The sequence below is a fragment of the Ancylomarina euxina genome (genome assembly GCF_003863355.1).
Lineage (GTDB): Bacteria > Bacteroidota > Bacteroidia > Bacteroidales > Marinifilaceae > Ancylomarina > Ancylomarina euxinus.
On sequence record NZ_QQWG01000019.1, the window covers coordinates 60,960 to 87,476 of the forward strand.

21 protein-coding genes are annotated in these 26,517 nt (G+C 37.9%); 17 read left to right on the forward strand and 4 right to left on the reverse strand.

The features are described 5' to 3' along the window. Nucleotides 1–286 precede the first annotated feature (286 nt). From DWB61_RS14945 to DWB61_RS14985, 9 genes are all read left to right on the forward strand, one after another. Nucleotides 287–616, forward strand: coding sequence for a 4Fe-4S dicluster domain-containing protein (locus DWB61_RS14945; protein WP_125031722.1), 330 nt, complete (start codon nt 287–289; stop codon nt 614–616). After that, nucleotides 606–1,757, forward strand: a complete 1,152-nt coding sequence (locus tag DWB61_RS14950; protein WP_125031723.1) for a 2-oxoacid:acceptor oxidoreductase subunit alpha — start codon at nt 606–608, stop codon at nt 1,755–1,757. Before DWB61_RS14945 ends, DWB61_RS14950 begins: the two co-directional genes overlap by 11 nt. Further along, nucleotides 1,754–2,575 carry a thiamine pyrophosphate-dependent enzyme gene (locus DWB61_RS14955; RefSeq protein ID WP_125031724.1) on the forward strand — a complete coding sequence of 274 codons (822 nt, stop codon included), beginning with the start codon at nt 1,754–1,756 and terminating at the stop codon, nt 2,573–2,575. Before DWB61_RS14950 ends, DWB61_RS14955 begins: the two co-directional genes overlap by 4 nt. A gap of 8 nt (nt 2,576–2,583) precedes the next feature. After that, nucleotides 2,584–3,153 (forward strand): 2-oxoacid:acceptor oxidoreductase family protein, encoded by a 570-nt coding sequence (locus DWB61_RS14960; RefSeq protein WP_125031725.1) that lies wholly within the window; start codon nt 2,584–2,586, stop codon nt 3,151–3,153. Then, complete coding sequence (locus tag DWB61_RS14965) at nt 3,140–4,564, forward strand: FAD-dependent oxidoreductase (RefSeq protein WP_125031726.1); 1,425 nt, start codon at nt 3,140–3,142, stop codon at nt 4,562–4,564. The genes DWB61_RS14960 and DWB61_RS14965 overlap by 14 nt, the downstream gene beginning before the upstream one ends. Nucleotides 4,565–4,597: 33 nt before the next feature. Next, entirely contained in the window at nt 4,598–7,003 is a 2,406-nt protein-coding gene (hdrA2, locus tag DWB61_RS14970; RefSeq protein WP_125031727.1) for a CoB-CoM heterodisulfide reductase HdrA2, read from the forward strand. A 134-nt stretch (nt 7,004–7,137) separates the two neighbouring features. Next, nucleotides 7,138–7,461 carry a hypothetical protein gene (locus tag DWB61_RS14975; RefSeq protein ID WP_125031728.1) on the forward strand — a complete coding sequence of 108 codons (324 nt, stop codon included), beginning with the start codon at nt 7,138–7,140 and terminating at the stop codon, nt 7,459–7,461. A 599-nt stretch (nt 7,462–8,060) separates the two neighbouring features. Continuing rightward, nucleotides 8,061–8,807, forward strand: coding sequence for an SH3 domain-containing protein (locus tag DWB61_RS14980; protein ID WP_125031729.1), 747 nt, complete (start codon nt 8,061–8,063; stop codon nt 8,805–8,807). Between the two features lie 186 nt (nt 8,808–8,993). Beyond that, nucleotides 8,994–12,638, forward strand: coding sequence for a sensor histidine kinase (locus tag DWB61_RS14985; protein ID WP_125031730.1), 3,645 nt, complete (start codon nt 8,994–8,996; stop codon nt 12,636–12,638). Between the two features lie 150 nt (nt 12,639–12,788). On the opposite strand, the gene DWB61_RS17905 is transcribed toward DWB61_RS14985, so the two are convergent. Then, on the reverse strand, nt 12,789–13,481 hold the full coding sequence (locus tag DWB61_RS17905; RefSeq protein WP_125031731.1) for a LuxR C-terminal-related transcriptional regulator: 693 nt from the start codon (nt 13,479–13,481) through the stop codon (nt 12,789–12,791). Nucleotides 13,482–13,705: 224 nt separating this feature from the next. Between DWB61_RS17905 and DWB61_RS14995 the strand changes: the two genes are divergently transcribed. The 7 genes from DWB61_RS14995 to DWB61_RS15025 all read left to right on the forward strand — a co-directional run bounded on the left by DWB61_RS14995 (nt 13,706) and on the right by DWB61_RS15025 (nt 22,658). Further along, entirely contained in the window at nt 13,706–15,322 is a 1,617-nt protein-coding gene (locus DWB61_RS14995) for a hypothetical protein (protein ID WP_125031732.1), read from the forward strand. Nucleotides 15,323–15,794: 472 nt separating this feature from the next. Then, a complete protein-coding gene (locus DWB61_RS15000) occupies nt 15,795–16,037 on the forward strand; it encodes a PqqD family protein (protein ID WP_125031733.1) in 243 nt (80 codons plus the stop codon). A gap of 2 nt (nt 16,038–16,039) precedes the next feature. After that, entirely contained in the window at nt 16,040–17,086 is a 1,047-nt protein-coding gene (locus DWB61_RS15005; protein WP_125031734.1) for an ATP-grasp domain-containing protein, read from the forward strand. A gap of 79 nt (nt 17,087–17,165) precedes the next feature. Further along, nucleotides 17,166–18,515: a type III PLP-dependent enzyme domain-containing protein gene (locus DWB61_RS15010; protein WP_125031735.1), complete on the forward strand. Its 1,350-nt coding sequence runs from the start codon at nt 17,166–17,168 to the stop codon at nt 18,513–18,515. Further along, entirely contained in the window at nt 18,515–20,737 is a 2,223-nt protein-coding gene (locus DWB61_RS15015; protein WP_125031736.1) for an urea transporter, read from the forward strand. Before DWB61_RS15010 ends, DWB61_RS15015 begins: the two co-directional genes overlap by 1 nt. Next, a complete protein-coding gene (locus DWB61_RS15020; RefSeq protein ID WP_125031737.1) occupies nt 20,713–22,026 on the forward strand; it encodes a tetratricopeptide repeat protein in 1,314 nt (437 codons plus the stop codon). Before DWB61_RS15015 ends, DWB61_RS15020 begins: the two co-directional genes overlap by 25 nt. 41 nt (nt 22,027–22,067) lie before the next feature. After that, complete coding sequence (locus DWB61_RS15025; protein WP_125031738.1) at nt 22,068–22,658, forward strand: tetratricopeptide repeat protein; 591 nt, start codon at nt 22,068–22,070, stop codon at nt 22,656–22,658. Nucleotides 22,659–22,974: 316 nt separating this feature from the next. Here DWB61_RS15025 and DWB61_RS15030 read toward each other — a convergent pair whose 3' ends face one another. After that, nucleotides 22,975–23,187, reverse strand: coding sequence for a DUF5808 domain-containing protein (locus DWB61_RS15030; protein WP_125031739.1), 213 nt, complete (start codon nt 23,185–23,187; stop codon nt 22,975–22,977). A 209-nt stretch (nt 23,188–23,396) separates the two neighbouring features. Continuing rightward, on the reverse strand, nt 23,397–24,848 hold the full coding sequence (locus DWB61_RS15035; RefSeq protein WP_125031740.1) for a DUF3360 family protein: 1,452 nt from the start codon (nt 24,846–24,848) through the stop codon (nt 23,397–23,399). A 908-nt stretch (nt 24,849–25,756) separates the two neighbouring features. On the opposite strand from DWB61_RS15035, the gene DWB61_RS15040 reads away from it, so the two are divergent. After that, nucleotides 25,757–25,990: a DNA-binding domain-containing protein gene (locus tag DWB61_RS15040; RefSeq protein WP_125031741.1), complete on the forward strand. Its 234-nt coding sequence runs from the start codon at nt 25,757–25,759 to the stop codon at nt 25,988–25,990. Here the strand turns inward: DWB61_RS15040 and DWB61_RS17690 are convergent. Then, a partial coding sequence (locus DWB61_RS17690; protein WP_225423406.1) for a prolipoprotein diacylglyceryl transferase occupies nt 25,977–26,517 on the reverse strand: 541 nt, incomplete at its 5' end. The two genes, DWB61_RS15040 and DWB61_RS17690, sit on opposite strands and share 14 nt — an antisense overlap.

The following is a 26,517-nucleotide window of genomic DNA, read 5'->3' on the forward strand; positions in this document are numbered from 1 at the left end:
ACCATTCCTAAAAGAATAACAAAAGCGAAACCATTGAGGTTTCGCTTTTTTTGAATAATAGAAGAAGTAGACTTGATGCGAAGAGCTTGTTCATTATCTGTCCGATAGCGTGATTCTTATTGTAGTTTACCATCAGAAATTTCTGATAAAAGACAGCTTTCGTTTTTTTTAAGTCCCAAGTGTTATTTCGTGTGTATAGCTCTTGTTTTTTGATGCCAGATTAGTATGTTTTTAGCTTGAAATTCAGTAAATTGATAGATAATGTAATTTGTTAGGAGGGACTCATATGAGGAAACAAAAACAAAATATTAAAGATCAAGATATACGGGAACCTGACTATTGGAGAACGCCTCTGGATATTGATAAACAAGTGATTCAAAAGGGGCAGGTAAATATTATTAAAGATCGCTGTAAAGCTTGTAATTTTTGCATCGAATTCTGCCCCAATAATGTTCTGGCAATTTCTGAAGAATTTAATGCCAAGGGTTATCATCCCCCCTGTGTCTCAAAGCAGGACAATTGTGTTGCCTGTAAATTGTGTGAGCTTATTTGTCCTGAATTTGCGATCTATATTACCGAAGAAAACAACTTAAATACCGATGAAGATGAGCCATGATCCAGCCATACGAACAGGAGAACATTTTTTAAATGGAGATGAAGCATGTGCAGAAGGTGCATTGGCCTGTGGCTGTCGTTTTTTTGCAGGTTATCCCATTACGCCGGCAACTGAGATTGCTGAAACCATGTCGAGGAGGCTGCCTGAAGTTGGCGGTGTCTATATTCAAATGGAAGACGAGCTAGCTTCGATGAATGCTATTTTGGGTGCTTCCAGCGCCGGGGTAAAAGCGATGACATCAACTTCAGGACCAGGCTTTAGTTTGATGATGGAAAATATTGGACTTGGTATCATGATGGAAATACCATGTGTTGTGGTGAATATTCAAAGAGGCGGACCCAGCACGGGTTTACCTACTATGGTTGGGCAACAGGATATGATGCAGGCCAGATGGGGGTCACATGGCGATTACGAAATGATTGCCCTTTGCCCTTGGAGTCCACAAGAAATGTTTGATTTTGCAATCAGAGCCTTTAATTTATCTGAGAAGTACCGTATCCCCGTATTAATTATGGCTGATGAGGTGGTCGGTCATATGACTGAAAAAGTTGTTATCCCCCCAAAGGAGGAAATAATAAGATTATACCGAAAAAAACCACAGGTTCCTTCCAATGAGTATATCATGTACGAAACAAATGGCAGTTTAGTACCGCCCATGGCAAATGCTGGGGATGGATATAAAGTGATTACAACCGGATTGACCCATAATGAACAGGGATACCCTGATATGACTGCTGAGGCTCATGAAAAACTGATAACACGCCTCTGCAATAAAATCTTATTAAATAAAGCGGATATAGTTGAAGTCGAAGAACGGGAACTCTCTGATGCCGAAGTTGTGGTTGTAGCTTATGGATCTCCGGCACGTTCGGCTGTATTGGCAATTAAAAAGGCACGTGAACAAGGAATTAAAGCCGGTTTATTAAGACTCAGAACGGTTTGGCCATTTCCTGAGGCAGAAATACTAAAACTGGCTAAGCAGGCGAAAACGATTATTGTACCCGAAATTAATAAGGGGCAAATTGTGAGGGAAATAGAGCGATGTGCAAAAGGAAACTGTGAAGTTATTCTAATTTCGAAATTGGCTCTTATTCATACACCTGATGAAATTTTAGAGGTCATTAAAAACAGGAGATTATGAATCATAATGAAGTTCACCCAATGGATAGGCTGATTAGAGCCGATAGAATGCCACATATATGGTGTCCAGGTTGTGGTTTGGGCACAAACTTCACCTGTTTTCTGGAGGCACTCAATCAATCGGGACTCGATCCGGATAAAAATGTGATTGTATCTGGAATTGGCTGCACAGGAAGGGTGCCTGGCTATACCAATATTGATTCCTATCACACGACACATGGTAGGGCAATCCCTTTTGCAACGGGTCTGAAATTAGCCAATCCTGAACTTACGGTAACGGTCTTTAGTGGTGATGGCGATCTCTTTGCTATTGGAGGAAATCATTTTATCCATGCTGCCAGAAGAAATATTGACCTTAAAATAATATGCGTCAACAACTTTAACTATGGGATGACAGGTGGGCAATTTGGTTGTACCACCCCTTTGGGAGCCAAAACAACGACCTCGCCATATGGTAATTACGAGCACCCCTTTAATTTGGTGCAAATGGCAGCGGCCAGTGGTGCTGTGTATGTTGCCAGATGGACCAGTTTGCATGTTCGACGTTTAACAAATTCCATAAAAGAGACTTTTGCCAAGAAGGGATTTACCTTTATTGAAATCATCTCCCCATGTCCGGTCAGTTTTGGACGTAGGAATAAGCTTGGAGAAGGACTCGATGAAATGAAATATTATCAGGAAAACAGTGTGATAAAGCATGGGATAGACCCGAATGAAGCGGATTTAAATCTGAACGGAAAAATTATTGTTGGGAAGTTTATTGATATTGATAAACCAACCTTTCTGGATAATCAGCCAAAATTACAAACACCAGACTAAACACTGAGATGGGACAGACAGAAATAAAACTAGGCGGTTTTGGAGGGCAGGGGATTATTCTTGCTGGCTATATTATTGGAAAAGCTGCAGCTTTATATGATAAAAAAAATGCAACCCTTACCCAGAGTTACGGCCCTGAATCGCGTGGAGGAGCTTGTAGTGCTAAGCTTATAGTATCGGATGAGGAAATCGATTATCCTGAGGTTTTGTATCCCAATGTATTGATCGTGATGTCAAAAGAAGCCTATCTGAAATTTAGTCCTGCTCTGATTGAAAATGGCAGCCTATTGTATGATGATGATATGGTTGAAAACAATATTGAAATTGATAAATCGGTAAGAGCCTATGCCATTCCTGCAACACGAATGGCTGAAGACTTGGGTAAAAAGATTGTGGCTAATATTATTATGCTTGGTTTTTTTGCAGCCATCATGGCAGTTGTGACTAAACGGTCATTGGAGGAAGCCATTAAAACAAGCATTCCCAAAGGAAGTGAGGAGCTGAACTTAATGGCATTTCAAAAGGGGTTTGAATATGGAAGAAAATTAGTAAAACTGCAAAGCGATGTCAAAAGCTGAATTTAAATATGAAAATCAGGGCAATGGTGAATTGCAGGACTTGATCAAGCAGGCTTTTACCTGTCTTGCTTGTGGTAAATGTAGTGGTGGATGTCCCATGGTCTATTTATTCCCGGAACAATATAACCCACACAAAGTGTTAGATAAACTAGTAGAAAATCCTGAGGAGGCACTGGCATCCAAAGAGATTTGGTTTTGTGCTTCTTGTTATAAATGCCATAATAAATGTCCACAGGGAATCGAATTGCCTGAGGTTTTTCTCAAGCTGCGAAGAATTGCTCTTAAGCAAAATGGAATGGGAAACCTTAGAGTGCTTATTGATGATTTACATGGGAGGATACCTTTCTACAAGCTTTTTTTTAGAGTGTGTTACCATCCGGAAAAAATTCACCTTGGGAAAGTGGAGCTGGATAGCTTGTTTGAAAAGAGTGCCAGTGAATATAAACTGGAGCAAATTCCTTCGACCCGAGAAAAAATTGCCATTATTGGTTCAGGACCAGCCGGATTGTTTGCTGCCTGTGAACTCAGGAGGAAAGGCTATCAGGTTACAGTTTTTGAATCGCGGCAAAAAGCTGGCGGTATGTTTCAGTTAACTATTCCTGAATTCCGTTTGGAATCTGAAATTGTTGACCAGAATATTGATTTAGTAAAGAGTTTGGGCATTGAAATAAAAACGAATGTTCGAATCGGAAAAGATATTTTATTTAATACCCTTTTTGAAGATGGATTCCAATCCGTATTTATTGCTTCGGGTGCGCATCGCTGCTTGCATTTAAATATTGAAGGTGAGAACCTGCCACAGGTGATGACTTCTCTTGAATTTCTTGAAGCGAGTAAGAGTGGGATACTTAAGGCTGTGAAAAATAAGTTTGTGGTGATTGGTGGAGGAAATACGGCAATGGAAATTGCGACATCAGCCCTTAGATATGGAGCTAAAGAGGTTTGTGTTTTATACAGGCGATCGAAAGATGAGATTCCTGCCGATATTAATGAATTAAGAGAGGTTGAGGAGCATGGCGTGAAAATTCATTATCAGGTTTCACCACTCAGGTTTATTGGAGACGAAAAACTTAGGGGCATAGAATGCATTAAAATGGAGTTGGGACATCCTGATTTATCGGGCAGGAGAAGGCCGGTTCCTATAAAAGCATCCAACTTTATAATTAATGCCGATATGGCTGTTGTGGCTATTGGTGAAAAACCAGATTTGGGATACTTACCGGACGAAGTAAAGCTAAATAAAAATGGTACCATTTCTATAAATCCTTTAAGCATGGAAACCAGTATGAAAGGGGTTTTTGCAGGAGGCGATGTCATTTGGGGCTCAGCTAGTGTTGCCGAGGCTATTATGGCAGCGGGAAGGGCTGTGGATGGAATGGATCAGTATCTGATTGAGAAAAGAAAGGCATAATAGAACAGGTTAAATTATTTGATCTCATATGTGATGGAAACAAATCAAAAAGAAGAGCTTAGAATTGGGGTATACGTTTGTCATTGCGGACTAAATATTGCAGGTTCAGTTGATTGTGTAGCTGTGGCAGAATATGCGAATACTTTACAGGACGTAGTTGTTTCTGTTGACAATAAATATACCTGTTCCGATCCAGGTCAGGAACAGATCAAACAAGACATAAAAGAGCATAAGCTTAATAGAATTGTTGTGGCATCCTGTACACCCAGATTGCACGAACCGACATTTAGAAACACTTGTGCCGAAGCCGGGTTGAATCCCTATTTGTTCGAAATGGCAAATATTAGGGATCATTGTAGTTGGGTCCATCTACATGATAAAAAGAACGCGACAGAAAAGGCTAAAGACCTTGTGAAGATGGCTGTGGCAAGGGCACGTTTGCTTCAGCCACAAATAGAAGCTGAGGTTCCCGTAACCAAGAGAGCATTGATCATAGGAGGAGGTGTAGCTGGTATTCAATCAGCACTTGATCTGGCCGATCAAAATTATCAGGTTTATCTTGTGGAGAAAGAACCCAGTATTGGCGGTAAAATGGCTCAAATTGACAAGACATTTCCAACCATGGATTGTTCAATTTGTATCCTGGCCCCTAAAATGAGTGAAGCAGGAAGACATCCCAATATCACAATACTTACCAACAGTCTTGTTCAGGATGTGACTGGCTATGTGGGTAATTTTAATGTGAAAGTGCTTAAAAAAGCCCGCTATGTTAATGAGAAAGAATGTACTGCTTGTGGAGATTGTACAGAAGTTTGTCCGGTTGTACGTCCCAACGAGTTTGATGTGGGATTAGCAATCCGAAAAGCGATTTATACACCTTTTGCCCAGGCTGTTCCTTCAGCCTATATTATTAATATGGATGATTGTTTGGGAGATGTACCTATTGCCTGCAATAAATGTGTTGAAAAATGCGAAAAACAAGCCATCAATTTCGATATGCAAGATGAGATTCTTGAATTGGAAGTGGGAACCATTATTGTAGCAACGGGAATCGATGTTTACGATCCTACAGAATATACGGAGTATGGTTACCGAAGATTCGAAAACGTTATTACTAGTCTTGAATTTGAAAGGCTTATCAATGCAGGAGGTCCAAGTGGTGGACATTTAATCAGACCAAGTGACAAGGAAATTCCTAAAAAAGTCGCCTTTGTTCAATGTGTTGGATCAAGATGTACAACGAGGGGAAATCCATATTGCAGTAATGTTTGCTGTATGAATACCATAAAGGATTCGTTGTTGATAAAAGAGCACTGGCCGAATACTGATATTGAGATATTTTATCTTGATATTAGAGCCTATGGGAAAGGTTTTGAAGATTTATATCAACGATCTCGGGATGAGGGAGTGAAGTATTTCAGAGGATTGCCTGCCGAGATTATTGAGAACCCTATGAATAACAATCTGGTGGTGGTGGCTGAAAATACCAATACCGGAGAGATAATGGAGCATGAATTTGATTTGGTAGTCTTGTCTGTTGGTATACAGCCAACTAAAGATAGCGATGTGATTCAGCGCCTATTAACCTTATCCAGAACAAAGGATGGTTTCTTTATGGAATCGCACCCAAAGTTAAAACCGGTTGATGCCCCAACACAAGGCGTTTTCTTTGCTGGTTGTGCCGAAGGACCAAAAGATATAAAGGATAGTGTGACCCAGGCAAGCGCAGCTGCTTCACGGGCTGGTATCTTAATGAATGCAGGTAAAATCAGAGTTGAAGCCATCACATCCAAAATTGATCCTGACTTATGCAACAGTTGCGGCCGTTGTGCAAAGGTCTGCCCATACCATGCCATTCAGGTTGATGTTAAAAACAAAGTACCAGCTGAAACCATTGAGGCTGCCTGTGCGGGTTGTGGTACCTGTGGAGCAGAGTGCCCCAAGGGAGCAATAACCATGCAGCATTTTACCGATGAACAGATTTATGCCCAAATCGATGCGCTTACCCAGGAAAACGCCCATGAAAAAATCGTCGCATTCTGTTGCAATTGGTGTTCTTATGCAGGAGCCGACTTTGCGGGGGTAAGCCGAATACAATATCCACCAAATGTGAGGATAATAAGAACCATGTGCAGTGGTCGGGTATCTGAAGATTTTGTACTGCGTGCTTTTAAAAGAGGTGTAGCAGCTGTATTGGTCGCAGGCTGCCATTTGAACGACTGCCATTATATCGACGCCAATTACCAAACTAAAAAGAGGGTAGAACGCTTGTGGAAAAAATTGGATAAGATCGGCATAAACAAAGAGCGTTTGCAACTGGCATGGGTCAGTGCGGCTGAAGGCGAAAAGTTTGCTGAAACAATTAGGAAAATGAAAGGGATTATTGACAAAGTAACACAAGCCGAAATTGAAAAGACGGTTGAAGTTCTGGAGCGTTGATCCATGTTTGATAAATAAAGGAATATGGTGTGGTCGAAAGGCTGCACCTTTTTTAATGAATTGAGGTGCTGGTTTCATGTATTGAGAGTCATGTGAATTTTCCTTAACTTCAAAGATAAACTAGGAGGTAGCGTATGTTCAAAATGTGCTTTAATCATATCAGACTTTTACTAATTGTTTCGAATACTCAATTGCGAAGTAGTTACCTGAAAGGACAAATCTACAGACTGAGACTCTCTCGTGATATCATACCTGCCAAGTTATTTGCAGATATTAAATATAGCTATGTTGATTATGACTATAGTTACAACAACAATAGCTTGCTTCAGCATATTGCAGAGTTTAACTTATCGTGGCGAATTCATAAGAAATTGTCTTTTTCTGCTAATTATGAAGGTAGCTTCGAAAAATCGAAGACTTACACAAGACTGTATTTCAATTTGATTAAACGATTTTAATTCGAATTAGCTTTTATTAAAAATAAGACAAACCGTGCTTGCGATATTACAGTTTTTAATAAAACAATAGGTTTTAATGGGTTTTTAAGCTAGGACTCATTTTTATTATGACTTTATGTGATTAGATATTTTATCTAAAAGAAAAATGAGAGTCATTCAAATGTTGTTTAACTTTTATTCTTTGTTTATAGATAAGTTATTCTTATCTTTAATTGAAGGATATTAGTGATTACTATCTTCTTGAAAGTTGATTGGTGTTTTGTGTTGAATTTTGTGGAAAGAAGTTGGAGGCTTATTAGAATGCTTGTGTGCATTATTCTAATAAGCTTTTTTTTTAAGACTTCTCTTAATATTGGATTGTGGAAGAATAAAACTGAATTAAATAGAGGGGATAAGAGCAAGGGAGCTGTAATGAGCTATGATCCTACTACAAATGAGATTTCTACCATGGCAAGTCTGGGAGGCAACCCACATAACGGCTGTGATATTCTTATAAAGGAAGATAGGGGTGCCCCTGTTCAATTAAATAATGGGTTAACCCATGGTAATTTATTACAAATAGTATGAATAATAGGCTTAATCAATCAAATTTAAACATTATGAAAAAGATTTTATTCATTGCCCTTATTGCTTCACTATGTTTTTCCTGTGGTGAAGGCGAACAAGTAGAATTATCACTTAAAACCAAAGAGATTTCTTTATATCCCAATGAACGTGTACAAATAAGTGCCATTTCGGGATATAATATGGTCTTTAGATCGGCAAACGATTATCAGGCCACTGTGTCGGTTAATGGACTGGTTAGAGCAGGAAAGGTTGGTGAAACATTTATTGAGCTTACTAGTAATGATCGTGTTGTGGAAATCCCTGTAGAAGTAAAGGGTAGGTTTAATCTTTACCCTGATCCTATTTTAGACTGGGGCATGACACGCAGCGATCTTATTGAAATAGCAGGAGAGTCTGATAATTCATCTAGCAATTCTGTTGTTGAGTACCTTGACTATTCTGATCAAGCTACAAGGCTTGTCTATCTTTTTGATGCAAATGATGTCTTAATGTGTACTCTTGTAGATGTGCTCGCTACCTACTCTAATGATCTTTTTTCATATATCAATGAGCGCTACGTCTTCAATTCTGAGGATGAGGATTTGTCCATTTTCATGAATGCACATAAAGAAGAAAACGCGACATTACTTATAGGTGTGTTTAATTTTGGGGGAGATTATATTATGGTTATGTATATTGAAAACCAAAATGCGCAAACAAAATCAAGCCATCCTGTTTCTCTGGACATTCAAAATATCAGAAAGCGACTTAAGTCTCTTGACAGTATAAAACGCAACTAAGTCTTCATTAAGTTTTTCGCTAATGCAAATGAAGCTGCCTGTTTTGAAGCAGAATGGACGACTTATGAGTCATTGGCGGATCATAAGATTGACTTAATCAACACTAGACACCATTTTTTGTATGAATAAAGAATCAGAAAAAAGATGTAAATTACTAATGCTTAATTATTCACTCTAAAATGGCATATGAATTTTCGAATCCTGATCGTATTACTTAACTGTTTCTTGTTCTTCGGCTTTGCTTCAAATATTAAGGCTCAATTGATGACTTTTAAGCATTATGGAGTTGAAGAAGGTATCTCTCAAAGCGAAATCAAATCTATTTTTCAGGATTCAGAAGGCTATCTGTGGTTTGCCACTCAGAATGGTTTAAATAAATTTGATGGTTATAGTTTTGAGAATTTTTTTTACGATCCAACAGATAGTACCTCGCTTTCGAATAACTGGATTTTTGATATTACAGAAGATGCTAAGGGAAATATTTGGCTGGGAACGAAAGAGGGTTTGAATCGCTATGATAAGACCACAGGTGAGTTTACTCTTATACCTCATAAATTGAATGACTTTATTGTTCCTGATAAGTTTGTTTACGGAACTGTGGCTGATGATCAGTTTGTTTATATCAGTTTACCTCCGATTCTATCCAGATACAATTATTTAACGGACAGCTTGGAGAGCTTCACGAATAATCTGCAATATGATGGGGCTCTGCATGATATTGGTTTTCCATTACTCAAATCTCGCTCGGGAATGATATGGATAGGATCCTCAGACGGTTTGAGTATTTTCGATCCTAATAAGAAAAATTTCACCAATTATCATCATGATGAATCAAACCCCAATTCTATTTCAAATAACCATATTACGGCTCTTTATGAGGATCTGTCAGGTAATATTATAATAGGAACTGAAGAGGGGCTTAATTTCTATAATCAAAAAACGAAGACATTCAAGCGCTTTGATAATGAAGAAGGAGAGGCTTTAAGCAACAATTATATCCGTTCAATTCTGCAGGATAGCAATGGCGTGTATTGGATAGGAACTGAGGAAGGTGGACTGAATCGTATGGATTGGAGTTGGGAAAGTGGTCATTTTGATATAAAGCAATACCGTAGTGGCCCCAATAATATCAATTACATTGGCCATGATATTGTATATTCTCTATTTGAAGATAAATCTAAGAATTTATGGATAGGTACAATTGCGGGTCTTGATAGAGCAGATCTGAAAACGAAGAAGTTTCGAAATTATAAGAAAACTGACGATCCAAATTCACTAGATTTATTGGATAATATCATTGGATCTATTTATATCGATAAGGATAAACGTCTCTGGGTAGGAAATTGGGCTAAAGGCTTGAATATCTACAATCCCCAATCTAAAGAAATGTTACATTATTCTTTCGAATTTGAGGGTGATAGAAACATCTCAAACAACCATATTCATGTTCTCTTCGAAGATAGTGAATCAAGAATTTGGATGGGAACTCGAAATGGGGTTAGCCTCTTTAATCCTCTTAGGCAAATTTTTATTCCTTTTAACACCTACTTTGGCTTGGATGCAACAGATTTCTTCGCAAATAACCGGGTTTATTGCATTACCGAGAATACAGATGGTAAAATATGGATTGGAACGGGGAATGGGATCATAACTTTTAATCCTAAGACGAAAGAAAGGTTTTTTTACCGTTCGGGGACAGAGGAACCTTATACGATTAGTAGTAATCTGGTTTATTCTATAATGGAGGATAGTGAAGGACTTGTTTGGATTGCAACATTGGATGGTATGGATTGTTATATCCCTCATGAGAATAAAATGTTGCATTACTCACATCAAGATGGACAGTCTAATACCCTTTGTGATAATTTCACCATTTCCCTTTGCGAGGATCATCATGGTGATATTTGGATTGGCACCAGCACAGGAGTCAATCGCTTTCATAAAAAGGATTCTTTGTTTTCCTATTACTCTATGAAAGATGGCTTACCCAGTAATATTATCTACGATATTATTAAGGATAAAAATCAAAATCTTTGGCTTTCAACAGGGAGTGGTTTAGCTATGTTTGATATGAAAAGTAATGAAATTAAATCCTATTCTATCAATGAAGGTTTACAGGGTGGGGAATTCAATTTAAAAGCCGTTTATCAAGATGAAAAGGGGCAAGTGTTTTTTGGAGGAATGGATGGTTTGATTGCTTTTCACCCGGATTCACTTCAAGATAATACCTTTATTCCTCCTGTTGTAATTACCTCATTTGATAAAGAAAGAGGCGCACAAAAGGAAAAACTCAATGTGTATACCGATAAGTTAGAGCTTTCCTATAAAGACTATTCCTTTACAATTGCTTATGCTTCGCTGGATTATACCCAACCCTTTAAAAATCGTTACGCCTATAAAATGGAAGGCTTAAGTGATGAGTGGATAGAGGTGGGGAATCGTCATTTTGTTCACTTTACGAATTTGCCAAGTGGGCATTATACTTTCCTTGTAAAAGGTACAAATAACGATGGTATCTGGAATGAGGTTCCTACTAAGATTGAGATTAGGATTCTTCCGCCTTGGTGGTTTAGTATCTATGCCTATGTTGCTTATATTCTTTTTGGGTTTTTATTAATTTATGGAATCTTCAGGTGGAGGGTTAGGAATCTGAAACGAGAAAAACGTATGCTTGAACAAGGAATTCGGGAACGTACGACTGAAATAGCCTTGCAAAAGGAGAGAGTAGAAGAAAGTGAAGAGAAATTGAAGTCAACCATTTCATCTCTCAACGATTTGGTCTTTGTGCTCGATCGTGATGGTGTATTTCAGGAATTTTATAACCCGGGGAATAAAGATCCACTCTATGAGAATCCAGACTTTTTTCTAAATAAGCATTATAAACAGGTGGGCTTTCCTCCTTTGGTTGTGGAGGAATTGCAAGTGGCCTTTGAGCAGTTACAAAAGAGTGATACCATTCAAGAATTTGATTATTGTGTCAATCAGCAAGGCATGTGTTGGTTTAATGCAAAGGTAAGTCCCCGTCGGAATGCTCAGGGCCTGCTTACAGGCATAACGATAGTTTCACGACACATTACCGAACGGAAGGAGGCTGAGCAGCGCTTGCGTCAGCAAAAGGAGGAATTGAACGAACTAAATGCAACTAAGGATAAGTTTTTTTCCATACTTGCTCACGACCTTAAGAATCCTTTTGCGAGTTTATATTCATTGAGTCAGCTTATGGATGAGAACTACAGGCATCTGGATGAGGAGGATAGGCTGATTGCTTTGAAACGCATTCACTATTCAGCAGAACTGATCTATAATTTACTGGAAAATCTGCTCACCTGGTCCAAATCTCAAAGAGGTGCTATTGACTATACGCCAACTGAGTTCGATTTATCTCTACAGGTTGAAGAAAATATCAACTTACATCGTATCCCAGCTGAAAAGAAGGGTGTCGTGTTGAGAACAAATGTGAAAGAAAGTTATACAGCCTACGCAGATCGACAGATGATTAATACGGTTTTGCGTAATCTGATTAATAATGCGGTTAAATTCACTGATTCAGGCAAAGTTGTTGAGCTGAATGTTAGACGAGAAGAAAAATTTCTGGAAGTTGAAGTCAGGGACCAGGGTGTGGGTATTTCTCCTGAGAATATGGAAAAACTTTTCCGTATTGATGTGAAGTACAAAACTCTTGGAACATCAGGAGAAAAAGGCACAGGTCTTGGGCTGATTCTTTGTCACGAATTTGTCCAGAAAAACTTTGGCGCTATTTGGTGCGAGAGTGAAATAGGAAAGGGCACAAGCTTCTTTTTTACCATCCCTTGTGAGAAACGGAAGGTTTAGCCTGTGATTTGGCTGTTTGAGTTTAGCAGATGATTGAATACATCCCAGTCCTAAAAGGTTTTGGATTTTCTAGTATGTTGAGCGTGACGATTAATAGAATTTGTCTTAAAGTTTGAGTTATTAAAATCTTAATATATATTATACAGCTTCTTATATTAGCGCCCATTTTTTTTGCAAAAAAAACCTGCAGTTAGGGCAAAGAGGGATACAGTTATCTTTTAGTAGATTTTTATTACAGGCATATCTCATCAACTGCACCTCATTTTTATTACCACATTTCTGACGAATATTTTTGAGATGTGTTCTTACAGTTGTTTGACTAATGTTTAACTTTTCTGCAATGTCCGAATTGTGTTTTGTGGTATATAGCAATGATAAAACTTCTCTCTCCCGTGAAGTGAGATCAATTTTGAAGCCATTCTCGTGATTGTCTTCTAAAAGGATCGGAATTAATTGTGAGCATAAATATTTTCTACCTTCAAAGATTTCATGAATCGCTAAAATTAATTTTTCTGAAGAGCAAGTTCTTAACAGATAGCCATCAATAATTTTAATTAAGGGATTTATGAATTTATGGGTGATTGATCCTGATATAATAAGTAACTTCTGACTTGGCAGTGATTTATGTAAGTGGTTTATATATGTAATATTCTCTTTGGTTATGTCTGAAAATTCGATGATTAATAGATCAGTTTCATTATATTTTATTTTCTTTAAAATATCAACGTCATTTTCTATTAAATTAGAAATATGAAATTGTTTATGACCAGACAAGACCGCTTTATAACCTTCAGCCACCAGAAGCTGATCATAGTAGATTGATATGTTGATTGGTTTTATCATTCTTATTTGTTATCCCCTCAAGTTACACGTTTAATTTTTAATTACATCTGTTTTTTTACTATCTGTTTATATTGATCTATGGTTTTGTTGATTTGTAGTGAGCAAATTAGTCACTGAAAATGCACAAAATGAGGATTGATAAACAAAATAACTGTCCCTAACTTAATAATTCCTAATTACACGTTATTCTGCAGCTCATAATAAACACTTAAAACTTATATGCTATGAAAAAACGTTTACTTTCATTCTATGCTGTTTTACTTCTCATCGGGATTGTTTCCACTCCTGCTTGCCAAGATGATGTTTTGGATGTTAATGAGAATCAAGACACTGTAAGTCATGAACTGAAAAGAGGAGGTAAGAAGACCGATGTCGATCAAGCTGATTTGTATGGCGATTTATGGCAAATGGAACGTGATAATTCGGGTGTTCCAATCCTTTATGAATTGAAATATCGTACTGATTACCAAGACAATTTAGTTGAGGGTATTATTGATGTTGTTAATCCCCGACTTGATGGTTCTTTTACTATTAATGCTTTGGTGCGGGATGCAGATGGATACGTTACTTATGAGCCATCATCGAATCCTGAAGATGATCAGATTCCTATAACCGTATCGTTAACATTTGTTCTTGATGAAAATTTTGTTGATCCTGAATCCGTTATCGCACTTTATGATGCAGAAGGGGAAATATTACCTGAAGTTGCAGCTTGTGTTGTGCCTCTTGAATTTGGTCGTTTAGATATCATTCGATCACCAGCTACTGTCATTGAAAAACGACTAGCTGAGGTTATCAAGAATTTTGGCGATGGTACTGTTGCGAATGTGACTCGAGATTTTTGTGGTCGTATTATGATGTTCCGGACCGATGCTGCAATAGAAGAAGGGGCAGAAGATAAACCGATTGACTCACCTCTTGAGAATTTGGCTATTTATAAGGAACTCTTGCTGAATGGTTTTACTAAATCAGCGGAGGATAATGGTTTAAAATTCTTAATCGAAGAGGAATTAGGTTTGGGTGGCTTCAATTTTCAATTTAGATTTGATCACAATTGGGATGCGGGAGCACAGCCCTATTCCTACCTAACGAATTATGGCGACGAATGTCAACTTCTCATGAATTTGGCAGCAGCTTGTATCTCTGCAGGATCCGATAAATCAAATACACTGAATATTGATGAGATTGTTTTTGTTAATTTATTTATGGGAATTCCGGAAGTTATTGGAACGGGTATTGATATGCCAGCCTCGCAGGTTAATTGCTTTTTGCCTACGATCGAACAGAAGATTCGAATGATGGACAAAACAGATAAGCATGAATACTCACGCTATCGTTACTATGTTGATTATTCCAGCTTTGAGTATGATAGAAGAAAATTTCAGGAAACTCTATTGGATTACGTTACCATTGTTGGAGATTACGATCCAGATACTGGAGCTTTAATTGGTTCACACATAGAAGTCCTTAAGGATAATATGGTTTTGCACAATATCTTAATGGGACTTGAACCATTAACTCAGGATGCAATTAATATATACAGGTATACTGATAAAGAAGACCAGCCTACAACTGGAGCTCTTGGATTTGCTTGTCAGGCTGATGATTATGTGCAGGCTCTTGAAGTTGTACACAACAACGAAGAGTTTCTGGTTTGGGAAAAGTTAACACCTATCTGGGTACATAATATGCCTATTACTTGGGGAAGTTTTTCTCCTTTTAATTTTGTGCCTGAGGAAGAATCTCATGGTAATAAACCAGATGGGAAAGGTGATGATACAGAGTCTGATGAAGGAGACGGCGGTTCTTCAGGAGGTAAGGGTAAAGGTGGAAGAAGGTAAGATTTGAACCCTATTGTCTTTCGCATACCCCGAATCTAATTAATAGCCTCTTAGTATTAAAGAATGGATTGTATATACTAAGTTTTTGTAAGAAGAAAGAGGGTGCCTGAGATTTAGCACTCTCTTTTTTATACTGTGCCATGTAGGCTGAAGCCAATAACTTAATTCCATTTAGATAATTACAAAAAACCAGATCTTGGCTCTTAGAATGTACGCTTAAACTCATGTCAAATTGTTGGGACATTGACAAAATAATTTTGTAATCCATTTATATGCCTTATATTTAATAATATAACTATATCTCGTCTTATCATTACGAAAATGCTGAATAATAGTGATCAATTTTATACGGAGATCATTTATATCAAAAATATGGTCTGAGATTGTTGGAGTTGCGTATGCTTTTGTCTAATACTTTTTTTTGAAAAACATAAAACAATCTTTGTTTAGATCATTAGTTAATCCATGAATCATGAAACTAAAAAGAAATATCGCGATCAGTGAAAATGGATTTTTATTTAATCCGGAAACGGGAGATTCTTTTCTTTTAAATCCTATTGCAAGAGAAATAGTAAATTTTTTAAAGGAAGGCAATGATGTCGCGGATGTCAAGCAGTTACTTTTTGATCGATATGAGGTGGATCTGGTAACGCTTGAAAAGAATCTGGAAGACTTTTTGGAAATGTTGCAGCATAACGAATTGTTAGATAGGTGAAAATGAAAAAAACTAAATATCATATCGCCGTAACAGGGCTAAATAATACGGATAATCCCGGACCTGGGATACCAGTCATTCGGGGGCTCAGGGAAAGTAAGGATTTTGATGTTAGAATTATTGGTTTGGCCTATGAAAACCTGGAGCCAGGCATTTATATGCCTGATATGGTTGACAAAGCTTATCAGATTCCCTACCCATCATCAGGAATGAATACTTTACTTAAGAGGATAGAGTACATTCACTCCAAAGAAAGACTTGATGTTATCATACCAAATTTTGATGCAGAGCTCTACACTTTCATTCAGGCTAGGGAAAGACTTCAAAAAATAGGGATTCAGACTTTTCTCCCAACTATGGATCAGTTTGAGGAGCGGCAAAAGGCAAATCTTAGCCAGTACGGTGAGAAGTATGGGGTTAAGGTTCCATTCAGCAAGACTATTACACATAGACGCGATATTGAACAACTTAAGGATTCGTTTGAATACCCCTTGCTTGTGAAAGGTAAATTTTACGATGCCTATTTGGCTTATTCTGCTGAACAGGTGAATAGTTTTTTTAATAGAATTTCAGCAAAATGGGGAATGCCTGTCATCATTCAGGAGTTTATAAGGGGCACTGAGGTGAATGTGATTGCTCTGGGCGATGGCTTGGGAAATACAGTAGGTGCGGTTCCAATGCGTAAGCAGTATATCACTGATAAAGGGAAAGCCTGGGGAGGCATCACCATACAGAACGATAAAATGATGGAATTAACACGAGACTTGATCAGAAAGACCAAATGGCAGGGGGGAATGGAATTGGAATTGATTAAAACTAATAAAAATGAGTATTATCTTATTGAAATTAATCCCCGAATTCCTGCATGGGTCTATTTGGCTGTTGCATCTGGACAAAACCTACCCGAAGCTTTGGTAAAACTCGCTTTAGGATTGAATCCGCCACCCTTTTCAAATTATGAAGTTGGGAAAATGTTCATCCGATATTCCTACGATTTAATTGGTGACATCTCTCAATTTGGAAACTTATCGGTTAGCGGAGAAATGTAAGTGGAAAATTAGATTTACTCTTTGAAATAAATAAGCCTTGTCGTTTTTTTTAAAAGAGAACAATTCAATACCCAATCAGATGGAAAAATTAGAATACGAACGACCTATAATTAATAAAGTTAATGCGGGTATGCCCGATAAATTTGGAATGAGTACTCGTGTTCCTGTCATGAGTCATATCGAAGAGGTTGCCATAAAGGACATCATGGATCAGTATGGTTCTCCTTTGTATGTGATTTCAGAGCCTTGTATCCGCAATACTTATCGACAAGCCCAAAAAGCCTTTGCTTCTCGTTATCCGCGAGTGCAGTTCGCGTGGTCATACAAAACCAACTATCTAAACGCGGTTTGTAAAATTTTTCATTCTGAGGGAGCCTGGGCCGAAGTTGTTTCCGGATTTGAATATAGTAAAGCCGTTGAAAATGGAATTTCAGGTGATCAGATCATATTTAATGGCCCTGAAAAATCTAAGGCGGATTTAGAAAGGGCTATAAATGATGGAGCGATGGTCCATTTGGATAGTTTGGATGAATTTTATTTTCTGGGAGAACTGGCTCAAAATCTCAATAAAAAAGCAAAGGTAGCCCTTCGAATAAATTTAGATGCGGGCATCTATCCTCAGTGGGATCGTTTTGGCTTTAACCTTGAAAATGGGGAAGCCTGGCACGTTCTCACTCGTGTCATGTTACATGATTATATGGAATTATTGGGTTTACACACTCATATGGGAACTTATATCACTGCCGTAAGTGCATATGCTATTGCGGCAAAAAAAATGGCTGACTTGGCTATTCGCTTGTTTCGAAAGTTTAACCATAGTGTTAAGTATCTTGATTTGGGCGGTGGCTTTGCATCGAAAAACACCCTCAAGGGTGCTTACCTTCCTGGCTCAGACACTTGTCCGTCTTTCGATGATTATGCTGAAGCCTTAACCTCTGCTTTGCTTGCCAGTGAATTACCTCCAGAAAGACTTCCTCTTCTGATTTTAGAGTGTGGTAGGGCCTTGGTTGATGATGCCGGTTTTATATTGGGACGTGTTTTGGCAAACAAGCGCTTGGTGGATGGACGCAGGGCAACGGTGATTGATGTCGGCGTAAATATGCTTTTTACCTCTTTCTGGTATGAGCATGACGTACTGCCAACTCGATTGAAATCGGAACAAACAGAAAATACGACGATTTATGGGCCGCTTTGTATGAATATAGATGTGATACGGGAAGCCGTTCAATTTCCTCTTCTTCAAAGAGGTGATGCTGTGGTTATTCCACGTATTGGAGCCTATAATATGACCCAATGGATGCAATTTATAAAGCTAAGACCTCCTGTTTTGCTGATTGATGAGGATCGAAAAGTACACCTCATTCGAAAGCAAGAAACCTATGAACAGTTCAATGCAATGGAAACGATTCCTGAGCATCTTAAAACATAATGGGAACGTATAAAAAGAACATATTATTTTTGGGAGAGGCCATCCTAAACAGTTATGCTCAGGTGTTTTTTTCACGAAACAAAACCTTTGCCTTACTGCTGCTTTTGGTTAGTTTTTTCGATATCTGGGCTGGGGTAGCCGGGCTGATTTCATTGGTGGCGGCAAATGTCATTGCTTTTATAATGGGGTTTTCCCCATTTTATATCAAAGATGGCACCTATGGTTTTAATAGCCTCCTGGTTGGATTGGGGATAGGTTTGTATTTTCAGCCAGGTATTGAAATTGCTTTACTTGTTATCCTGTCCTCAGTTTTAACACTATTCATCGGACTGTTTCTACAGGGAGTGCTTACAAAATATGCCTTACCTTTTTTAAGTGTTCCTTTTTTGTTAGGTCTATGGATGATTATGATGGCCAATAGTGATCTAAGCACTCTTGGTATTAGTGAAAGAGGTATTTATGAAGCCAATGAATTTTATGATATTGGGGGGCAGTCTCTGGTAAATCTATATCATAGTATTCAAAATTGGGAATTGCATGCTTCGGTATCTATTTTTCTTAAATCGCTTGGTGCCATTTTTTTTCAAAGTAATTGGCTGGCCGGCCTACTCATTCTCTTAGGCTTACTTTTTTATTCCCGAATCGCCTTTACACTTGCGATATTTGGATTCTATGTCGCTTATTTCTTCTATGGCCTGATTGGGGCAAATATCAACGAGTTGAGTTATACTTATATTGGGTTTAATTTTATTTTAACTTCAATAGCTCTGGGCGGATTTTATATTATTCCATCCTTTTACTCCTATTTATGGATAGTGCTTCTTTTGCCAATAGTGGTATTAATTACCCTAAGTAGCATGCAGTGGTTTGCACCTTATAGGCTATCCATTTATGCACTTCCGTTTAATGTGGTTACACTTCTATTCTTATATATATTAAAATTGAGATATAAGCCTAATGCGAACTTGCAGGAGGTAAGCGTGCAGCACAATTCCCCCGAAAAGAATTTGTATTTCTTTAGAAATAATGCCCTTCGAATAGCCTCCATAGGATTACCAGATTTTCAGTTGCCTTTTATTGGAGAATGGACGGTTACCCAGGCTCATGATGGGGAATACACACATAAAGATGAATGGCGTCATGCCTGGGATTTTGCCATTGTAGATGATGAGGACAAACAGTATAAGAAACAGGGTAATCTTGTAGATGATTACTACTGTTACAATAAAATGATCTTGTGCCCAGCTGATGGGGAGGTCGTAAATATTCTGGATGGTGTTTCGGATAATGAAATAGGCGAAGTCAATTTAGATCAGAATTGGGGAAATAGCTTGGTCATTCATCATCACAGTGGCATTTATTCTCAGTTGAGTCACTTCAGGGAAGATAGTTTTAAGGTGAAAAAGGGAGATCTTGTAAAAAAAGGGGACATACTGGGAACCTGCGGTAATTCAGGAAGGTCACCCTTTCCTCACATCCACTTTCAGTTTCAAACGACTCCCTACATTGGTTCGTCCACTTTAGAGCTTGCTCTGCCTCATTATATGGAGCGAATAGAGAAGCAAGTTGTGCTTAAATCGTATGCTAAGCCTGCAAAATCGGCTAAACTACTTAGAGGTGAAGCTCACCCTTTATTGGTTCAATCTTTGGGATTTCAGGCGGGACAGAAGTTTAGCTTCGAGGTGCTAGCAGGGAGTGATCAGAGAAAGGTTTTTGAGCAAAATAAATGGGATTTTGAAGTGAAGTCGGACACATTGGCCAATACCTACCTATATTGTAGTTCTACTCATTCAAGGGCGTATTTTAGTTTGGAGGCTAATGTTTTGCAGTTCCATAATTATTTAGGGAATAGACGTTCTCTTCTGTATTATCTGTACCTGTCTTGCTATAAAGTTTACCTGGGTTTCTACCCAAATTTGAATGTAGAGGCAGAATTACCTCCCAACCTGATTTATGGGGCGAGAAACCTCTTTGTTCAGGATTTTATAGCTCCATTCTACATTTATCTGCGTTCGGAGTATCAAATGAATTATTTGAATAAAACGGATGGAATAAGTTCCGAAAAAATTGAACTGGAATCTAAAGTGATTTGTAGTTATCCTAATAAGAAGGAGTATTTGAAAACTGAAATTAGTGTTGAAAGTGGAGCTTCACTACGAATTAAGATTCATAAAAAAGGTAAAATACTGGAAATAAGATGTGGAAATATGCAAGCATATTAATTTTGGCTATTTTGATTAGCTCATTAGTTCATGCTCAGAAAACTTTGAGCGTTAGTAAGGTGAACATGGAAACTTACGCCCTTTATCAAAAACAGGAATGGAAACAATTGATTATGGTCGGTGAAAATTCCATTAAACAAGGTATTGACTTTTACCTCTTACGTTTGCGAATGGGTATAGCCTATTACGAGTTGGAGAAGTATCGCAAATCAGCTGTCCTTTTTAAAGATTTATATCGTCAAAATCCTGAGGATGCAAGTGTAAAAGAGTATTTGTATTTTTCTTATCTTCTTGGTGGTAGAAGCATGGATGCCAGGCGTCTGCAAAACGATTTAGCCCAATCTATTCGCGATAAATACGATATAGATAAAATAAAGCTTATTTCTGGAATTTATGCTGAAACCAAATATGAATTTCTGGATGATTATGCCATTGATTCCGACCAAATTCAACAACAAACGGTTCGCAATCAATTTCATCATTATAGTGTGGGGTTAAATCATCAGCTGGGCAAAAGAACTGAGATATTGCACGCCTATAGCCGCGTAGATTTAAAGAATTCTATCGTGTCGGAGGGCTTCCATTTTAACGAAAAGGTCAAGCAAAATCAATATTACCTGAAGAGCTCTTTTCAAATAGACTGGGGAACTGAGCTGGCTCTTGCAGGACATTGGGTACAGACAAAGGTGAAAGGATATCAATTAAACGCAAATGGTGATGGACGAAATGGAGCTGTAGGATCTGCTCTTGAAATTGCTCCCTATGCTATCAGTCAAAACAGTTTTGTTGGTTATTTGGGGCTTCATCAGGAACTATCCAATTGGAAGGTGAATCTTGGACTATTGTATTCTAATATGGATGATTTGACTCGTTGGCAGCAAGAGGTATCTGTTCATTTTTATCCTCAGGGGAATCTTAAGTTTTATTTGCTAGCTAGTTTTACCAATCAGTTGGAGGAGAAACTGGAAAGAGGCTGGTTGAATCGTAGATATTGGAAAGGCGGAGCAGGTTTTCAATTAGCAAAAAATACCTGGGCACAAGTGGGATATAGTTTTGGAGATATGTTCAAGCATGTAGAGAACGAAGGGTATTCTGTATTTAATGGCGTAAACTTGATAAAAAACAAAAAAGAGATAAGTCTCTATCAATATCTGGTTAAAGGAAAGTTGAACCTATTTCTTCTGTATCAAAATCAGAAAGAAAGAAACGGCTATATAATAAACGATAAGATAAATCGTCAGGACATTAATGTACAATCGATAACTGGAGGAATAACATGGAACTTTTAAGGATAATAAAACACGTATCATTCAATTTTCTTATTTTGTTAATGGTGTGCAGCAAGTTGTCAGGACAAGACTTTAAGACTGTTAGAACAGCTTTTGAGAAAAGTTATGAATATGAGAAGGAAGGCGACTTTTCGCATGCTCTTGATCAGTTGAAAGAAGTTTATGACGAGGATTCGTATGAAATTAACTTGCGTTTAGGCTGGCTCAATTATCAGGCAGGTGTATTTATTGAGTCTATTGCGCATTATCAGCGTGCGATTAACCTGAAGCCCTATGCTGAAGAAGCAAAATTTGGTTTGGTATTGCCCAAAGCCGCTATTGGAAAATGGGCTGAGGTAACAAATCTTTACAAAGAAATACTAGAGATATCGCCAAACCAAACCGTGGCTAATTACCGATTGGGATTGATCTATTATGGACAGGAAGCCTATGAAAAAGCACATATTCACTTTAAAAAAGTAGTTGATTTGTACCCTTTTAAATACGATGCCCTTATTATGCTGGCATGGACGAATTATCGTATGGGAAAAAGTCGTGAGGCCTTAATCCTTTTCGAAAAATGCCTGTGGTATTTTCCTCAGGATCCTTCTGCTCTTGAAGGACTCAGATTATTGGGGGCTGATGCCAACTGATTTTTTTTAAATGTGGTTTAAGCCAAATCCTTCTTTTTGCTTGTAGTGTAATCTGCTAGAATCAAGTTGCAAGCACAACTTAGTTGATTATATAGGAGAGAAATGTACAGGCTTAGCTTAATCCTTTGTCACGAATTTGTCCAGAAAAACTTTGGCGCTATTTGGTGCGAGAGTGAAATAGGAAAGGGCACAAGCTTCTTTTTTACCATCCCTTGTGAGAAACGGAAGGTTTAGTCTGAGATCTGAGTGTTTTAATTTAGCCGATGATTCAATACATCCCAAACCTCAAAAGTTTGGGATTTTTTATTGGTTTTAATTATAACCCTAAATACATGGAGAAAGCAATAATTCCCATAATGGCAATTATAAAGACATAAGCGTAGGGGCTAGCAAAGTTCAGGGTCCAACCTCTCATAGGATCTTGCTTAGGAACACGTATCCTGGGGTCTTTGGGATTATAATAAAAAACACCTCGCCAATTTGCGGGGTTTCTATCCATAGGATCGTTAAAATTATTTTTTGCGTTCATGATCTGTAATATTTATTGGGTTTAAAACTAATCGGGTTGACTAAATTAATCAATTTATATGGCATGTCGTATATCCCAAGAGTCGTTTTTATTGTAAAGCTAAATTTAGAATAAGTTTAGAATAATGCTTGTGTTTTATTCGAAATAAAATACAAGAAAAGGCGACCCAATTGAGCCGCCTTTAAAATATTACAAATATCGTGTTTGGTTTAGAAAATACCCGGAATACCTGGTAGTTGACCAACCATGGCTAGAGATACAATACAGATGATAAACATAGCACCTGGAATAATTAGTTTCTCTTTTAAAGATAATTCTTTAGCACGCTCGCGGTCACCAATGAGTCCCATATTATCAAGAAGCATAGTGAAAGCCCATCCAAATACAGGATTTACAAAGGCACAAGCGAAAATACAAGTTCCCGCACTAAGAGAATCTTTGTGCTTGTGAACCATCTGCATTCCTGCCTCTAATAGAGGTAAGAAAACACCTACGATCAATGCGACTCTTAAAACAGGTTCCCACATAGCTAAATCCATAGGATAACCAAGAACAGAAGCCAGTACACAAAGGATAGCCGTTAGAACAGCACCTCCAGGAATAGGACGCTTAGCAATAGCAGCAGGAATCATATAGGTTCCCCATGAAGAGGCGATATTACCACCACCTAATGCAACACCAATAACCTGGCGAATAGAAGCGACAGTCATGGTATCATCCACATCCATAAGAACACTTTTAGCCTTTTTAGGGTAATTTAACTCCTGGAAAACACGGTGTCCTAAATAGTCAGGCGTCCACATGGCAACAGCAAGAATAGCGAAAGGAATCACAGCTATAAAGTGACCCAAATTAGGCAAACCAAGCTTCCATCCTGTATCTTCACCCCACCACCACATAGGATTCATATGAGGAAGCCCAGGTTCAGTAGTAAAAGCGAAATCAGCTCCCATCGTAAAGGCAATAACACCAGCTAGTGCAGAACAAAGTGGAATCGCTAACCAGCGCTTGTTAACACGCGCCAAGTAGGCATAAATCAAAATGGTGACACCAATAACGGCAAAAGATAAGGCATTAATACCCGTACCCGATGACCAAATTTCTAGTTTGCTAATCTGACCGATTAGTCCAACAGCACCTAAGTAGATGAGGAGACCACCACGAACACCAACACCTGTTAGGTTCATCAATTTGGAACCTCCTTTGGTAATACTTAATGTTAGTCCAAAAACCCCAATTAAAATACCCAAAGCAAGAGGATGTCCTCCAGCGGCAGCAATAATTGGAATAAGCGGTATCATAGGACCATGAGTTCCGGCAAGGTTAGCTGTTGGGTTTAGGATGGCCGAAAAAAGAAGGACAAAAATACCACCTGCAATCAGAAGTTCGTAACGAACGTTCTCTGCAACAAAATCGGGAGTTAGTCCGAATTGAGCAGCAAATACAGCAACCATTGCGGTTACCATCACCACTTTACCAATAGTGGCTGCAAGAGCTGGAACCAAGTCTTCCAGTTCGATGTTGAAATCTCTGAATGGCAGGTGAATGCGCCAGCGTCTGAGTTTCATAATGATTAATTCGTGTTCAAGATACTCTTCTCGACTCTCGAATTCGTTCGCTTTTTTACGTTGCGATTTGTAGGATTTTTGATCTTCCTGCATGATTTTCTTTTCTATTAGGTTTGTTTGCTGTAGGTCTGTTTCGCAGCTTTTTAATTGATTTCACATCAGTGAAGTCATCCTACAGTAAATTATTATGCGCGGTAAAACTAGTCAATCCACATGATAGTGCAAATGAAAACAATCAGCCAGACAGTAAGTTGAGGAATTAAGTAAAATAAGATAGAGAAAGCCAATTTAAATTAATCTCTTAATTTCAGATTTACTGTTAAGAATTTAAAAGATAGACGATTTGGAAAGTGATTTACATACTAAATCGAACCATTTTGATTTTAATGTTTTTTGACAATTAGATCATGAGAGGGGCTACGGATAGCTGTTTGAATCATCTTTAAATCTAGATGTTTAGATGTTTGTTTTAATCATAAAAAACACTTTAAGCGAGTAGAGTAGAATGTTTGCAGTAAAACAATATTTAGTCTTTCTTGTAATTAAGTTAAATATTGATCTCTTGATTGAAATCATTAAAAATAAGCATTGAGCTATCTAAAGAGTCTCGGTGTCTCATTTAAGAATTTCATGAGGCCTTTCAATACGCAAGCCATTCTTTATGTGAATACCATTATACTAATGGCTCCTCCACGTTTACGGCACTGTGATTTATTCCTTAGAGTGGGAGATAAAGGTGACGGCTGGCTTTTAAATTCAAATAAATATTTATAAAGAATTATTTCTTTATCAATTCAACTTATATACTATTCTATAGAACGAGCGAGTGGATGTTTATTTAAATCTAGCTAGTTTAAACAAACACCTGTTTAATGATCGAAAAATTGTTTAAAATGGATTAATTTTATTGACTAAAATTCATTATAAAAACACAGCCTCTCATTATTCTTGACTGGAAACAAGATATATGTAAAATAATGTTAATGTTCTAATTGATTGTTATGGAATATTCATTAAATAAGAATTATTTAACTCCAACGCCAGATGACTGTGTTGCCCGACCCTCAAGCATTGGGATCATGGGCAAGGAAGATTTGATACGAAAGATTTCACAAGAGGGCACAGGTATTACCTCTTATGAAACTGAAAGTTTATTTAAGCGTTTGGAAACGGTTGTTATCGATTGCCTAAAAAAAGGCTATGCGATTAATACACCACTTCTCAACATGACATAAGGGCTTTTAACTGAACATACAAACAAAAATGACCAGACACAGTTCCATGACTATACCTATTGACTCCAGATTGTAAAGCTGTGTCTTCAGATTGTAAAGCTGTGTCTTCAGATTGTAAAGCTGTGTCTTCAGATTGTAAAGCTGTGTCTTCAGATTGTAAAGCTATGTCTTCAGATTGTAAAGCTGTGTCTTCAGATTGTAAAGCTGTGTCTTCAGATTGTAAAGCTGTGTCTTCAGATTGTAAAGCTGTGTCTTCAGATTGTAAAGCTGTGTCTTCAGATTGTAAAGCTTTGTCTTCAGATTGTAAAGCTGTGTCTCCAGATTGTAAAGCTGTGTCTTCAGATTGTAAAGCTGTGTCTTCAGATTGTAAAGCTATGTCTCCAGATCGTAAAGCTTTGTCTTCAGATTGTAAAGCTGTGTCTTCAGATTGTAAAGCTATGTCTTCAGATTGTAAAGCTGTGTCTTCAGATTGTAAAGCTGTGTCTCCAGATTGTAAAGCTGTGTCTTCAGATTGTAAAGCTGTGTCT